Annotated in this window: 13 protein-coding genes; 9 read left to right on the top strand and 4 right to left on the bottom strand. The window is 71.6% G+C overall.

Annotated features, from left to right (window positions below):
* The first annotated feature begins 8 nt into the window (after positions 1–8).
* From R2E43_RS28730 to R2E43_RS28715, 4 genes are all read left to right on the top strand, one after another.
* Positions 9–797: an aminoglycoside N(3)-acetyltransferase gene (locus R2E43_RS28730; RefSeq protein ID WP_003976892.1), complete on the top strand. Its 789-nt coding sequence runs from the start codon at positions 9–11 to the stop codon at positions 795–797.
* 76 nt (positions 798–873) lie between these two features.
* A complete protein-coding gene (locus tag R2E43_RS28725) occupies positions 874–1,797 on the top strand; it encodes an ABC transporter ATP-binding protein (protein ID WP_063739109.1) in 924 nt (307 codons plus the stop codon).
* On the top strand, positions 1,794–2,603 hold the full coding sequence (locus R2E43_RS28720) for an ABC transporter permease (protein WP_189284558.1): 810 nt from the start codon (positions 1,794–1,796) through the stop codon (positions 2,601–2,603). Before R2E43_RS28725 ends, R2E43_RS28720 begins: the two co-directional genes overlap by 4 nt.
* 54 nt (positions 2,604–2,657) lie before the next feature.
* Positions 2,658–3,680: a COX15/CtaA family protein gene (locus tag R2E43_RS28715; RefSeq protein WP_237530313.1), complete on the top strand. Its 1,023-nt coding sequence runs from the start codon at positions 2,658–2,660 to the stop codon at positions 3,678–3,680.
* Here the strand turns inward: R2E43_RS28715 and R2E43_RS28710 are convergent.
* The 4 genes from R2E43_RS28710 to R2E43_RS28695 form a co-directional block, all read right to left on the bottom strand.
* Complete coding sequence (locus R2E43_RS28710; protein ID WP_202492437.1) at positions 3,635–4,378, bottom strand: nucleotidyltransferase domain-containing protein; 744 nt, start codon at positions 4,376–4,378, stop codon at positions 3,635–3,637. The genes R2E43_RS28715 and R2E43_RS28710 overlap by 46 nt on opposite strands.
* 39 nt (positions 4,379–4,417) lie before the next feature.
* Positions 4,418–5,524: an amidohydrolase family protein gene (locus R2E43_RS28705; protein ID WP_011028051.1), complete on the bottom strand. Its 1,107-nt coding sequence runs from the start codon at positions 5,522–5,524 to the stop codon at positions 4,418–4,420.
* A 114-nt stretch (positions 5,525–5,638) separates the two neighbouring features.
* Positions 5,639–6,007 carry a hypothetical protein gene (locus R2E43_RS28700; RefSeq protein ID WP_038534985.1) on the bottom strand — a complete coding sequence of 123 codons (369 nt, stop codon included), beginning with the start codon at positions 6,005–6,007 and terminating at the stop codon, positions 5,639–5,641.
* Between the two features lie 87 nt (positions 6,008–6,094).
* Positions 6,095–7,048 (bottom strand): heme o synthase, encoded by a 954-nt coding sequence (locus R2E43_RS28695; protein WP_003976885.1) that lies wholly within the window; start codon positions 7,046–7,048, stop codon positions 6,095–6,097.
* A 370-nt stretch (positions 7,049–7,418) separates the two neighbouring features.
* Here R2E43_RS28695 and tkt point away from each other — a divergent pair, with 370 nt between their 5' ends.
* The 5 genes from tkt to pgl are packed head-to-tail and all read left to right on the top strand — an operon-like array spanning position 7,419 to position 14,020.
* On the top strand, positions 7,419–9,506 hold the full coding sequence (tkt, locus tag R2E43_RS28690; RefSeq protein WP_003976883.1) for a transketolase: 2,088 nt from the start codon (positions 7,419–7,421) through the stop codon (positions 9,504–9,506).
* Between the two features lie 34 nt (positions 9,507–9,540).
* On the top strand, positions 9,541–10,659 hold the full coding sequence (gene tal / locus R2E43_RS28685) for a transaldolase (protein ID WP_030868560.1): 1,119 nt from the start codon (positions 9,541–9,543) through the stop codon (positions 10,657–10,659).
* A 3-nt stretch (positions 10,660–10,662) separates the two neighbouring features.
* Positions 10,663–12,186, top strand: a complete 1,524-nt coding sequence (gene zwf, locus R2E43_RS28680) for a glucose-6-phosphate dehydrogenase (protein ID WP_003976881.1) — start codon at positions 10,663–10,665, stop codon at positions 12,184–12,186.
* Positions 12,183–13,238, top strand: a complete 1,056-nt coding sequence (gene opcA, locus R2E43_RS28675) for a glucose-6-phosphate dehydrogenase assembly protein OpcA (protein ID WP_106517851.1) — start codon at positions 12,183–12,185, stop codon at positions 13,236–13,238. Before zwf ends, opcA begins: the two co-directional genes overlap by 4 nt.
* A complete protein-coding gene (gene pgl, locus R2E43_RS28670) occupies positions 13,235–14,020 on the top strand; it encodes a 6-phosphogluconolactonase (RefSeq protein WP_332056699.1) in 786 nt (261 codons plus the stop codon). The genes opcA and pgl overlap by 4 nt, the downstream gene beginning before the upstream one ends.
* The last annotated feature ends 46 nt before the right edge of the window (positions 14,021–14,066 follow it).

Below are 14,066 nucleotides of genomic sequence, written 5' to 3'. Positions count from 1 at the left end.
TCCCCCGCATGTCCACGCCCCCTCCGACCGGCCCACTCGTCACCCGCGGCACGCTCGCCGCCGGGCTGCGCGAACTGGGGGTGCGCACCGGCGACACCCTGCTCGCGCACTCCTCCCTCAGTGCGCTCGGCTGGGTCTGCGGAGGCCCCGTCGCGGTCGTCCGGGCGCTGCTCGACGTACTCGGCCCGGACGGCACCCTGGTGGTCCCGACCCAGACCGGCGACCTCTCCGACCCGGCCCTGTGGACCAGCCCGCCGGTGCCCGAGGAGTGGTGGGAGACCGTGCGCGCGGCGACGCCCGCCTACGACCCGCTGATCACGCCCTCGCGCGGCGTCGGCGTGGTCCCGGAGACGGTCCGCACCTGGCCCGGCGCCCGGCGCAGCGCCCATCCGCAGACCTCCTTCGCGGCCCTGGGCGGCCGTGCCGCCGAGGTGGTCGCCGGCCACGCGACCGACTGCCGGCTGGGCGAGCGCAGCCCGCTGGCCGCGCTGGAGCGGCTGGACGCCCGTGTCCTGCTGCTCGGCGCGGGCTACGACGCGTGCACCGCCTTCCACCTCGCCGAGTACCGGATCCCCGCCCCGCTGGTGGAGGTGGGGCGCCCGGGGCCGGTGGGCTGGGAGCGGGTGACGGAGGTGTCGATCACGTCGGAGCGCTTCGACGAACTGGGCCACGACTTCGAACGGGACCGCCCCGTCGCGCGCGGCAGGGTCGGCGCGGCCGACGTACGGCTGTTCTCCCTGCCGGACGCGGTCGCGTACGCCGAGCGGTGGCTGCCCGTGCACCGCCCTCGCGAGTGAGTCCCGTACCGGCGGCGAGGAGGTTTTCCACACCCCCGCGCCCGGCCGGTCGTCCGTCTCCCTAGACTCGTGACCCATGCGAAGCGAGCCCGTGGTCCAGGTCCAGGCCCTGGTGAAGCGGTACGGCACGAAGACCGCGGTGAACGGCCTCGACCTGGTGGCCCGCACGGGCGTCACCGCCGTGCTCGGCCCCAACGGGGCGGGCAAGACGACCACGGTCGAGACCTGTGAGGGATACCGCAGACCGGACTCCGGGACGGTGCGCGTCCTGGGCCTGGACCCGGTGCGGCAGGGCGCCGAGCTGCGCCCGCGGATCGGCGTGATGCTCCAGTCCGGCGGCGTCTACTCCGGCGCCCGCGCGGACGAGATGCTGCGCCACGTCGCGAAGCTGCACGCCCACCCGCTGGACGTCGACGCGCTGATCGAGCGGCTCGGTCTCGGCTCGTGCGGCCGGACCACGTACCGCAGGCTCTCCGGCGGGCAGCAGCAGCGGCTCGCCCTCGCGATGGCCGTGGTCGGCCGCCCGGAGCTGGTGTTCCTGGACGAGCCGACCGCCGGCCTGGACCCGCAGGCCCGCCGCGCCACCTGGGACCTCGTGCGGGACCTGCGCGGCGACGGGGTCTCGGTGATCCTCACCACGCACCACATGGACGAGGCCGAGCAGCTGGCCGACGACGTGGCCATCATCGACACCGGCCGGGTGGTCGCCCAGGGCTCCCCGGAGGAGCTGTGCCGCGGCGGCGCCGAGAACACCCTGCGGTTCACGGGCCGCCCGGGACTGGACGTCGCGTCCCTGCTCAAGGCGCTGCCCCCGGACTCCGCGGCGGCCGAGCTGACCCCGGGCTCCTACCGGGTGAACGGCGAGGTGGACCCGCAGCTGCTCGCGACGGTGACCTCCTGGTGCGCCCAGCACGGGGTGATGCCGGACCGCATCTCGGTGGAGCGGCACACGCTGGAGGACGTCTTCCTGGAACTGACGGGCAAGGAGCTGCGCGGGTGACCACCACGACAGGGACACCGGGGAACACCGGCACGCCCGGGGCCGCGGGGACGTATGCGCCCAGGCCCGGCGCCGCTCCGCTCGGGCGCATGATCGCGGCCCAGGCCGTGCTCGAGACGAAGATGCTGCTGCGCAACGGCGAGCAGCTGCTGCTGACGGTGATCATCCCGACGCTGCTGCTCGTCCTGTTCAGCTCCGTGGACATCATAGACACCGGGGCCGGAGAGGCCGTCGACTTCCTCGCCCCGGGCATCCTCGCGCTGGCCGTGATGTCGACGGCGTTCACCGGGCAGGCCATCGCCACCGGCTTCGAGCGCCGGTACGGGGTGCTGAAGCGGCTGGCCGCCTCCCCCCTGCCGCGCTGGGCCCTGATGACCGCGAAGACGGCGTCGGTGCTGGTCACCGAGGTGCTCCAGATCGTGCTGCTGACGGTGATCGCCTTCGCGCTGGGCTGGTCGCCGCACGGCAACCCGGCGGCCGTGCTGCTGCTCCTGGTCCTCGGCACCGCCGCCTTCTCCGGGCTGGGTCTGCTGATGGCCGGCACCCTCAAGGCGGAGGCCACGCTGGCCGCCGCCAACCTGGTCTTCCTGCTGCTCCTCGTGGGCGGCGGAGTGATCGTGCCGCTGGACAGGTTCCCGGACGCGGCGCAGGACGTGCTGGGGCTGCTGCCCATCTCCGCCCTGTCGGACGGACTCCGGGACGTCCTCCAGCACGGCGCCGCGATGCCCTGGGGCGACCTGGGGATCCTCGCCGGGTGGGCGGTCGCGGGGCTCGCGGCCGCGGGGAAGTTCTTCCGCTGGGAGTAAGAACACATGCCACGGACCGACCCTCGTGAAAGCGTGCACAAGCGGGCGCCTACGATGGACGGCGTGCCAAACGTGACCCGTGCCGACGCCGTAGCCGCCGTGCGCAACCCGCTCGCCTTCATCGCCGCGCGCTGGACCCCGCATCCCCGGACGGTCCAGCGGGCCGCCCTCGCGCCGATCGTGATGTCCGTGATCATCGTCGTCACCGGCGGCGCCGTCCGGCTCACCGGCTCGGGCCTCGGCTGCCCGACCTGGCCCAAGTGCACCGACGACTCGCTCACCACCACGAGCGAGATGGGCTTCCACGGCATCATCGAGTTCGGCAACCGCATGCTGACCTACGTGCTGTGCGCCGCCGTCGGCTGGGCGATCATCGCCGCCCGCTCGCAGAAGCCGTACCGGCGCAGCCTCACCCTGCTGGGGTGGGCGCAGTTCTGGGTCGTGATGAGCAACGCCGTCCTCGGGGGCATCGTCGTGCTCGTCGGGCTCAACCCCTACACGGTCGCGGCGCACTTCGTGGCGACGACGGCGCTGCTGACCCTGGCCACGCTGATGTGGCAGCGCACCCGGGAGGGCGACACGGCACCGCGCCCGCTGGTCGGCAAGTCCGTGCAGCAGCTGGTGTGGGTGATGGTCGTCGTCTCCGCGCTGCTGGTCGTGGTCGGCACCGTGGTCACCGGCGCGGGACCGCACGCGGGCGACTCGAGCGACGTTCCGCGCATGCCGGTCGACTGGGAGATGATCAGCAAGGCGCACGCCGTCCTGGCGTGGATCGTGGTGACGCTGACGTTCGCCCTGTGGTTCGTGCTGAAGGCGGTCGACGCGCCCAAGGGCCCGCTGGCCCGCACCCGCGACCTGTTCCTGGTGCTGCTGGCGCAGGGGGCCATCGGATACGTCCAGTACTTCACCGACCTGCCCGAGGTCCTCGTCGGCCTGCACATGTTCGGCTCGTGCCTGGTGTGGATCGCGGTGCTGCGGGTGCTGCTGGCACTGCGCGAGCGGCCCGAGGAGACGGTGCCCGGGCTGCCCTCTCAGGAGTACGACGCCACCAGCGTGTCGATGGCCGGTCCCAGGTAGCCGCGGGTCAGCTCCGCGCGGCGGGCGGTCCACTCCCCCGTGACCGCGGGCCGCGCGCGGTTTCCGTACCGCCGTTCGGTGATGTCCTCGACGACCTCGCCGGGCGCGCCCAGGGCGGGCAGCTCGTCCAGGGCCTGCCGCTTGGTGATCAGGCGGCCCTCGCGCAGCGTGACGGTGGCGCGGGCGAAGGTGATCAGCCCCAGGTCGACCCAGACGTCCTGCGACCACAGCTCCGCCCTGTGCACGTGCGGACGCCAGAATTCCCGCTGGTCGCGGACGACGAAGGCGTGCAGTTCCCGGTCCGGCACCGGGGGCAGCAGCTGCTCCGGCGACTCGCCGTGCAGGACGCGGCCGAAGCTGTGGAGTTCGCGCCGGGTGACCGGGGTGACGGTCCGTTTGAAGAGCTGCTGGTGGGCCCAGGTCAGATGCCGCTGGTCGGGGTCGGCGACCGTGTCGGGCGACAGATACGTGCAGTGCAGCAGCCCGGCCAGGGGCTCGGCGCGCAGGCGGGCGTGGAGCAGCCCGAGCCGCCAGGCCGTGCGCGCCGTGGCCGGCCGGGGCAGGACCGCGATCAGGTCCAGGTCGCTGCGGCCCTCCTGGTAGTCGCCCGCGCCCAGTGAACCGTGTGCCCAGACGGCGACGGGGTCGAGGGGCGTGAGGCCGGTGAGGAAACGGTCGAGCAGGGCGTCGGTCGGCATGCGCCCAGTGTCGACGACCCCTTCCGGCGTGTACACCCGTCACTCCAGTCCGTACACGCGCGCGGCGTTCCCCGAGGCGATCATCGCCGCCACCCGCTGGGCGTCCCCGGGCGACCACGCGCCCTCGGCCACCCAGGTGCCCAGCACCCGCCCGAGGGCCTCGCGGAACAGCCGGGCGGCGACCACGTGCAGTTCGGGCAGGCCCTGGGCGCCGCTGGAGAACAGGATCTTGCCGAAGGGGGCCAGCTCCAGGATCTCCGCGAGGACCGTCGCGGCCCGGGCGCCGGTGCGTACCAGGGCGGCGCCCGAGTCGGCGTAGACGTGCGGGAAGACCCCGGCCAGGTGGGCGGCGTGGCGGTGGTAGGGGTAGCCGTGCAGCAGGACCAGGTCGGTGCCGAGTCCGGCGGTGGTCCGCACGAAGTCGGTGAGCAGGACCGGGTCGGTGCGGTCGATGCGCAGGCCCGGTTCGCCGAGGCCGGCGTGCAGCTGGAGCGGCAGGCCGGAGGCGACGGCGATCCACAGCAGGTGGCGCAGCAGTACGGGGTCGCTCAGCTCCCCGCCGACCTCGCGCCCGGTGAGCCAGCGGGCGGCGGCCCCCCGCACCTCGCCGGGGCCCGGCGGCTCCGGGGCGAGGGCCAGGCCGTGCCGCACCCCGGCGACCGAGGTGAACGCGACCGCGTTCACGGCGGCGCCGTGCACGGCCTCGGCGAGGTTGGCGAGGAAGGACTCGACGGTGCCCGAGGTGTCGGCGACCTGCTCGGCGAGCAACTCCAGGCGCACGATCTCGCGCGTGTCCGCGTCCGCGGCGGTCGCCATCTCGGTGGGGCCGGTGAGGTCTCCGGGCAGTCCCGCGTCGACCAGGTAGGTGGTGATGCCGCTGCCGCGCAGGAGCCTGCGGTCGGCCTCCATGACGCCCAGTTCGCGGCGCCTGGCCAGGTAGCGGGCGGGCGGGCAGTGCGGTTCCAGACCGAGCAGGGGCGGGCACCAGCGGCGTACCGCGAAGCCGGTCTGGGTGTCGAAGAGGGTGGTGCCCGGTGCGGGCGGGCCCTCGGTGCGGGCCAGCTGGGCCTCGAAGGTGCCGAGGCCCAGCTCCGTTCTCAGGACGCCGTGGCAGTACTGGTCCACCAGGGACGGCGTTTCGATCATCCGGGCTCCCCGCGCTGGGACCGAGCGCCGCGCGGCTCGTGTGCCGTGCGGCCCGCACGACTCGCGGTCCGCGTACCTCGCGGCTTCCTACGGTCCTAACGGGTGAACCCGCCCTCAGGTGTTGCTCGGGCCCCCGACCTGGATGCCGGCCATGCGCGACCACTCGTAGCGGCCCGTGGTGACCTTGGCCGCGAACTCGCCGTCGAAGTCCTCGTGGACGGTGATCCCGGACTTCTCCACCGCCTTGCGCGCCCGCTCGTGGGTGCGCGCGACCAGGTCGCCCCAGGCGCCGTCCGCACCGACGAGGACGATCCGGGCGCCGCGCTCGCCGAGGTGGGCCACCTGGGCCTCGGCGCCGCCGTGGGCCTTGGCGAAGGCTTCGATCCGCCCGGCCGTCCGGGTCACCTCGTACGCGTCCCACCGGTCGGCCCAGCCGCCCTTGGCGCCGGACTGCTCCGTGTCCACCTGCTGCGTGTCTGCCATGAGCAGGATGCTACCGACGGGTAGATCAAACGGCGACGGGCGGGGTGCGTGGCCTTGACCACGCACCCCGCCCGTCCCGGAGGGGTCTCAGCGCAGGAAGGGGTCCACCGCGATCGCGAGGAACAGCACCGACACGTAGGTGATGGACCAGTGGAACAGCCGCATCTCCTTGAGCTTGCCGCCCGTCACCTCGGCCTTGGCGCGGTTCTGGAGCCCGTGCGCCTCCCACAGCCACATGCCGCCGGCCGCCAGGGCCACCGCCGTGTAGAACCAGCCGGTGTAGCCGAGCGGCTGCAGCAGCAGCGACACCACGACCATCACCCAGCTGTAGATGACGATCTGCCGGGCGACGACCTTGTTGGAGGCGATCACCGGGAGCATCGGCACGCCGACGCGCGCGTAGTCCTCCTTGACCTTCATGGAGAGCGGCCAGTAGTGCGGCGGCGTCCAGAAGAACATCACCCCGAAGAGGATGACCGGCGCCCAGGACATCGAGTTGGTCACGGCCGACCAGCCGATGAGCACCGGCAGACAGCCCGCGATGCCGCCCCAGACGATGTTCTGCGAGGTGCGGCGCTTGAGGATCATCGTGTAGACGACGACGTAGAAGAGGAGGGCGCCGAGCGAGAGCCAGGCCGACAGCCAGTTGACCGTGAAGCCGAACAGCAGCGTCGAGACGATCGCCAGGGTGATGCCGAAGACGAGGCATTCCACCGGGCTGACCATGCCGGTCACCAGCGGGCGCTGCGAGGTCCGGTCCATCAGCGCGTCGATGTCGCGGTCGATGTACATGTTCAGCGCGTTGGCGCCGCCGGCCGACAGATAACCGCCGACGCAGGTCAGCAGCACCAGCTTCAGATTCGGAACACCCTGTTCGGCGAGGAACATCACCGGAACGGTGGTGATCAGCAGAAGCTCGATGATCCGCGGCTTGGTCAGCGCCACGAACGCCTTGACACGGGCCCCGAACGGCCGGTGACTCGGGCTCTGGCTCGTCCCGATAACCCCCGCAGGACGGGATTCAACGGCCGTCACGCACACCCCTGACAGAGACTCCCAGCAAGCCCGACCGTGTGAAGTGGCGGTAAAGGCTCGCGCGTACCACGCCACTTTAGACGTTGCCCATACCTCGGCCTTCGCGGGGGTGGGCTCGTGTTGGCGAGGGCGCTCCGACGTGCGTTCGGAGAGTCGATTGAGCAGTCAGATGAGCGGCTCCGTATTCACTTGCCGAATGCGGTTTCGCCCAGTCGACAGGCGGATCCACAAGAGTCCCGGCAGTCTGGTTTCCATCGGAAAAACGCACGTACTTACGGGGGTAGGCTCGGCCATGGCCGGCCGACTCACGGACGCGCCGGCAGCCGGTGCACTCGTGCACCGGCAACCGACATGTGGAGAGGAGCCCTGACTCAGGGTGAGCACCAAGCCGACCACCACAGACCTCGAGTGGACCGAACTGGACCAGCGGGCCGTGGACACCGCCCGCGTCCTGGCCGCCGATGCCGTACAGAAGGTTGGCAACGGCCATCCGGGTACGGCGATGAGCCTGGCGCCCGCCGCCTACACCCTCTTCCAGAAGGTGATGCGGCACGACCCCGCCGACGCGAACTGGGTCGGGCGCGACCGTTTCGTGCTGTCCGCGGGCCACTCGTCCCTGACCCTCTACACCCAGCTGTACCTGGCCGGTTTCGGCCTGGAGCTGGCGGACCTGGAGTCCTTCCGCACCTGGGGCTCCAAGACCCCCGGCCACCCGGAGTACGGCCACACCACGGGCGTGGAGACCACGACCGGCCCGCTGGGCCAGGGTGTCGCCAACGCGGTGGGCATGGCGATGGCCGCCCGCTACGAGCGCGGCCTGTTCGACCCGGAGGCCGCCGAGGGCGAGTCCCCGTTCGACCACTTCGTCTACTGCATCGCCGGTGACGGCTGCCTCCAGGAGGGCATCTCCTCCGAGGCGTCCTCGACGGCCGGTCACCAGAAGCTCGGCAACCTGGTGCTCTTGTGGGACGACAACCACATCTCCATCGAGGGCGACACGGAGACCGCCGTCTCCGAGGACACCTGCAAGCGGTACGAGGCGTACGGCTGGCACGTCCAGCGTGTCGCGCCGAAGCCGGACGGCGACCTGGACCCGAACGCGATCTACGACGCGATCGAGGCGGCCAAGAAGGTCACCGACCGCCCCTCCTTCATCGCGATGCGCTCGATCATCGCCTGGCCCGCCCCGAACGCGCAGAACACCGAGGCCGCGCACGGCTCGGCGCTCGGCGACGACGAGGTCGCGGCGACCAAGCGGGTCCTGGGCTTCGACCCGGAGAAGTCCTTCGAGGTCTCCGACGAGGTCATCGAGCACACCCGCAAGGCCCTGGAGAAGGGGCAGGCGGCCCGCGCGGTGTGGGAGAAGTCCTTCCAGCAGTGGCGGGACAACAACCCGGAGCGCGCCGCCGAGTACGACCGCGTGGCCAAGGGTGAGCTGCCGGCGGGCTGGGAGGAGAAGATCCCGGTCTTCGAGGCGGGCAAGGGCCTGGCGACCCGCGCCGCGTCCGGCAAGGTGCTCCAGGCGCTCGGCGCGGTGATCCCGGAGCTGTGGGGCGGCTCGGCCGACCTCGCGGGCTCGAACAACACGACGATCGACAAGACGTCGTCCTTCCTCCCCGCGGGCAACCCGCTGCCGGAGGCCGACCCGTACGGCCGCACCATCCACTTCGGCATCCGCGAGCACGCGATGGCGGCGGAGATGAACGGCATCGCGCTGCACGGGAACACCCGCATCTACGGCGGAACGTTCCTGGTCTTCTCCGACTACATGCGCAACGCCGTGCGCCTGTCGGCCCTGATGCACCTGCCGGTGACGTACGTGTGGACGCACGACTCCATCGGTCTGGGCGAGGACGGCCCGACCCACCAGCCGGTCGAGCACCTGGCCTCGCTGCGCGCCATCCCGGGTCTGAACGTGGTCCGCCCGGCCGACGCCAACGAGACGGCGATCGCCTGGCGGGAGATCCTGCGCCGCTGGACGAAGGAGTTCGGCAAGGGCCAGCCGCACGGTCTGGCGCTGACCCGCCAGGGTGTGCCGACGTACGAGCCGAACGAGGACGCGGCCAAGGGCGGCTACGTGCTGTTCGAGGCGGAGGGCGGCGACGCCGAGGTCGTGCTCATCGCCACCGGTTCCGAGGTGCACGTGGCCGTCGGGGCGCGTGAGCGGCTCCAGGCCGACGGCGTGCCGACCCGTGTGGTGTCCATGCCGTCCGTGGAGTGGTTCGAGCAGCAGGACCAGGGGTACCGGGACAGCGTCCTGCCCCCGTCCGTGAAGGCCCGGGTCGCGGTCGAGGCCGGGATCGGCCTGACCTGGCACAAGTACGTGGGAGACGCCGGCCGCATCGTCTCGCTGGAGCACTTCGGTGCTTCGGCGGACGCCAAGGTGCTCTTCAAGGAGTTCGGCTTCACCGCCGAGAACGTGGCCTCCGCCGCGCGGGAATCCCTGGCCGCGGCCCAGCGCTGACGCTCGTATACGACACGTAGGAGATGCAATTTCCATGACAGACGCACTCAAGCGCCTCTCCGATGAAGGCGTCGCGATCTGGCTGGACGACCTGTCGCGCAAGCGGATCACGTCCGGCAACCTCGCCGAGCTGATCGACCAGCAGCACGTCGTGGGCGTCACCACCAACCCGTCGATCTTCCAGAAGGCCATCTCGCAGGGCGACGGCTACGACCAGCAGCTCGCCGACCTCGCGGTGCGCGGGGTCACGGTCGAAGAGGCCATCCGTATGATCACCACGGCGGACGTCCGCGACGCCGCCGACATCCTGCGCCCGGTCTACGACAACACCGGCGGCAAGGACGGCCGGGTCTCCATCGAGGTGGACCCGCGCCTGGCGCACAACACCCACGCCACGGTGGCCGAGGCCAAGCAGCTGGCGTGGCTGGTGGACCGGCCGAACACCTTCATCAAGATCCCGGCGACCGAGGCGGGCCTGCCGGCCATCGCCGAGACCATCGGCCTGGGCATCAGCGTCAACGTCACGCTGATCTTCTCGCTGGAGCGCTACCGCAAGGTCATGGACGCCTTCCTGACCGGCCTGGAGAAGGCCAAGGAGCGTGGCCTGGACCTCTCGCAGATCCACTCCGTGGCGTCCTTCTTCGTGTCCCGCGTGGACACCGAGATCGACAAGCGGATCGACGCGCTCGGCACCGACGAGGCCAAGGCGCAGCGCGGCAAGGCCGCCGTCGCCAACGCCCGCCTGGCCTACCAGGCGTACGAGGAGGTCTTCGGCACCGACCGCTGGGCCGCCCTGGAGAAGGCCGGCGCCAACAAGCAGCGTCCGCTGTGGGCGTCGACCGGTGTGAAGGACAAGGCGTACAGCGACACCATGTACGTCACCGACCTGGTCGCGCCGAACACGGTCAACACCATGCCGGAGGCCACGCTGCTGGCCACCGAGGACCACGGCGAGATCACCGGCGACGCCGTCGCCGGGTCGTACGAGCAGGCCCGCGCGGACCTCGACGCGATCGAGAAGCTCGGGATCTCCTACGACGAGGTGGTCCAGCTCCTGGAGAAGGAAGGCGTCGACAAGTTCGAGGACGCCTGGAACGACCTGCTGAAGTCCACGGAGGCGGAGCTCAAGCGCCTCGCTCCCTCGAAGGGCTGAGAATTGTCAAGCAGCAATCCGCTGCGTGACCCCGCAGACCGACGGCTCCCGCGCATCGCGGGGCCGTCGGGTCTGGTCATCTTCGGCGTCACCGGCGATCTGTCCCGCAAGAAGCTCATGCCCGCCGTGTACGACCTCGCCAACCGGGGTCTGCTGCCGCCGGGCTTCTCGCTCGTCGGGTTCGCCCGCCGGGACTGGGAGCACGAGGACTTCGCCCAGGTCGTGCACGACGCCGTCAAGGAGCACTCCCGCACGCCGTTCCGCGAGGAGGTCTGGCAGCAGCTCATCCAGGGGATGCGCTTCGTCCAGGGCACCTTCGACGACGACGACGCCTTCGAGCGGCTGCGCGGCACCATCGAGGAGCTGGACAAGGCACAGGGCACGGGCGGCAACTTCGCCTTCTACCTGTCGGTGCCGCCGAAGTCCTTCCCGGTGGTCATCCAGCAGCTCAAGAAGCACGGACTGGCCGACCAGACGAACGGCTCCTGGCGGCGGGCGGTGATCGAGAAGCCCTTCGGCCACGACCTGAAGTCGGCCGAGGAGCTGAACGCCATCGTCCACGAGGTCTTCGGCTCCGACCAGGTCTTCCGCATCGACCACTACCTGGGCAAGGAGACCGTCCAGAACATCCTGGCGCTGCGCTTCGCCAACACGATGTTCGAGCCGATCTGGAACCGGTCCTACGTCGACCACATCCAGATCACCATGGCCGAGGACATCGGCATCGGCGGCCGGGCCGGCTACTACGACGGCATCGGCGCGGCGCGTGACGTCATCCAGAACCACCTGCTCCAGCTGCTCGCGCTGACCGCGATGGAGGAGCCCGCCTCCTTCGACGCGGACGCGCTGGCGGCGGAGAAGACCAAGGTGCTCGGCGCGGTCCGCCTCCCCAAGGACCTGGGCCGGGACACCGTGCGCGGCCAGTACGCGGCGGGGTGGCAGGGCGGCGCCAAGGCCGTCGGTTACCTCGAAGAGGACGGCATCGACCCCAAGTCGAAGACCGACACCTACGCCGCGATCAAGGTGGGCATCGACAATCGCCGCTGGGCGGGTGTCCCCTTCTACCTGCGCACCGGCAAGCGGCTGGGCCGCCGGGTCACGGAGATCGCGGTCGTCTTCCAGCGGGCCCCGCACTCCCCCTTCGACACGACGGCCACCGAGGAACTCGGCTCGAACGCGATCGTCATCCGCGTCCAGCCCGACGAGGGCGTCACCGTCCGCTTCGGTTCCAAGGTGCCGGGCACGTCGATGGAGATCCGGGACGTGTCGATGGACTTCGCCTACGGCGAGTCCTTCACCGAGTCCAGCCCGGAGGCGTACGAGCGCCTGATCCTGGACGTCCTGCTCGGCGACGCCAACCTCTTCCCGCGCACCGAGGAGGTCGAGCTGTCCTGGAAGATCCTCGACCCGATCGAGGAGTACTGGGACGAGCACGGCACCCCGGCCCAGTACCCGGCCGGCACCTGGGGGCCCGTCGAGGCGGACGACATGCTGGAACGAGACGGACGGAGCTGGCGCCGGCCATGAAGACCGACCTCACGGACACCACGGCCAGCAAGATCAACAAGGCGCTGGTGCTCGGCCGCCGGGCCATCGGCACCCCCGCCGTCGGCATGGTGCTCACCCTGGTCATCGTCACCGACGAGGAGAACGCGTACGACGCGCTGAAGGCCGCGAGCGACGCCGCGCACGAGCATCCCTCGCGCACCCTCGTCGTCATCAAGCGGGTCTCGCGCTCGCCCCGGGACCGCACCCGGTCCCGGCTCGACGCCGAGGTCCGCCTCGGCGCGGACGCGGGCACCGGCGAGACGATCGTGCTGCGGCTGTACGGCGACGTCGTCGACCACGCCCAGTCGGTGGTCCTGCCGCTGCTGCTGCCGGACGCGCCGGTCGTGGTCTGGTGGCCGGTGAACGCGCCGCTGGACCCGGCGAAGGACCCGCTGGGCGCCCTGGCCCAGCGCCGGGTCACCGACACCTACGCCTGCGAGGAGCCGATACGGGAGCTGGCGGCCCGCGCCGACGCCTACGCACCGGGCGACACCGACCTGTCGTGGACCCGCATCACGCCCTGGCGCTCGATGCTGGCGGCGGCCCTCGACCAGGTCGACTGCGAGGTGCAGTCGGTCGAGGTGGAGGGCGAGGAGTTCAACCCCAGCTGTGAACTGCTCGCGATGTGGCTCGCGGACCGGCTGGACGTGCCGGTGCAGCGCACGGTGTCGGGCGGCCCGGGTCTCACCGCGGTCCGCATGGACACCGACTGCGGTCCGGTCGTCCTGGACCGGGCCGACGGCTCGCTGGCGAACCTCTCCATCCAGGGCCAGCCGTCCCGCGCGGTCGCGCTCAAGCGCCGCGAGACGGCCGAGCTGATCGCGGAGGAGCTGCGCCGGCTGGACCCGGACGACACGTACGCCTCGGCGCTGCGGTACGGCGTGGACCGGCTGAACGAGTCGGCCAAAGGAGACCGGGTCGGCGAAGGGGACGCCCTCGCGGTCGCCGCTCCCGTCGGGACGGTCGCGAAGGCTCCCGCGAAGGACGCGGCGCGGGAGAAGACACCGGTGAGGAAGGCGGCGGCGAAATGAGCGACACCCCGCAGCTGGTCGTGCACCGTGACAAGGAGCTGATGGCCGAGGCCGCGGCGGCCCGTCTGATCACGAAGATCGTGGACGCGCAGGCCTCCCGGGGCAGCGCGTCCGTGGTCCTCACCGGCGGCCGCAACGGCAACGGCCTGCTCGCGGCGCTGGCCGGCTCTCCGGCCCGGGACGCGATCGACTGGAGCCGCCTCGACCTGTGGTGGGGCGACGAGCGGTTCCTGCCGGAGGGCGACCAGGAGCGCAACGTCACCCAGGCGCAGCAGGCACTCCTCGACTCGGTGCCGCTGGACCCGAAACGGGTGCACGCGATGGCGGCCTCCGACGGCCCCTACGGTTCGGACGTGGAGGCGGCAGCGGCGGCCTACGCGCAGGAACTGGCCACGGCCTCCGTCCCCGAGAACCACGCCGCGGTCCCGTCCTTCGACGTCCTGCTCCTCGGCGTCGGCCCGGACACCCACGTGGCGTCGCTCTTCCCGGAGCACCCGGGAGTCCGGGAGACGGAGCGCACGGTGATCGGCGTCCACGGCTCCCCCAAGCCGCCGCCCATCCGCATCTCCCTGACCCTTCCCGCCATCCGCGCCGCCCGTGAGGTGTGGCTGCTGGCGGCGGGCGAGGACAAGGCGAACGCGGTGGCGATGGCCCTGTCGGGCGCGGGCGAGATCCAGGCCCCGGCAGCGGGCGCCCGGGGCCGCGCCCGCACCCTGTGGCTCCTGGACTCGGCTGCGGCGTCCCAACTGCCGAGGTCGCTGTACCCACCGGCTTCGGCGTAGGACCACGTACGGAGAACGCCGGGTTCCGCGAGTGCGGGCCCGGCGT

The organism is Streptomyces violaceoruber (assembly GCF_033406955.1).
GTDB classification, from domain to species: Bacteria; Actinomycetota; Actinomycetes; order Streptomycetales; family Streptomycetaceae; genus Streptomyces; species Streptomyces violaceoruber.
Note: the sequence above shows the minus strand (reverse complement) of the source record. Positions and strands in the feature narration are given on the sequence as shown.

Bases quoted from the DNA above. Each gene is read 5' to 3' on its own strand.
- R2E43_RS28705 (WP_011028051.1), bottom strand. From the start codon at position 5,524: ATGATCGAAACGCCGTCCCTGGTGGACCAGTACTGCCACGGCGTCCTG.
- tal (WP_030868560.1), top strand. From the start codon at position 9,541: ATGACAGACGCACTCAAGCGCCTCTCCGATGAAGGCGTCGCGATCTGG.
- R2E43_RS28715 (WP_237530313.1), top strand. From the start codon at position 2,658: ATGGACGGCGTGCCAAACGTGACCCGTGCCGACGCCGTAGCCGCCGTG.
- R2E43_RS28710 (WP_202492437.1), bottom strand. From the start codon at position 4,378: ATGCCGACCGACGCCCTGCTCGACCGTTTCCTCACCGGCCTCACGCCC.
- pgl (WP_332056699.1), top strand. From the start codon at position 13,235: ATGAGCGACACCCCGCAGCTGGTCGTGCACCGTGACAAGGAGCTGATG.
- R2E43_RS28725 (WP_063739109.1), top strand. From the start codon at position 874: ATGCGAAGCGAGCCCGTGGTCCAGGTCCAGGCCCTGGTGAAGCGGTAC.
- R2E43_RS28730 (WP_003976892.1), top strand. From the start codon at position 9: ATGTCCACGCCCCCTCCGACCGGCCCACTCGTCACCCGCGGCACGCTC.
- R2E43_RS28700 (WP_038534985.1), bottom strand. From the start codon at position 6,007: ATGGCAGACACGCAGCAGGTGGACACGGAGCAGTCCGGCGCCAAGGGC.
- opcA (WP_106517851.1), top strand. From the start codon at position 12,183: ATGAAGACCGACCTCACGGACACCACGGCCAGCAAGATCAACAAGGCG.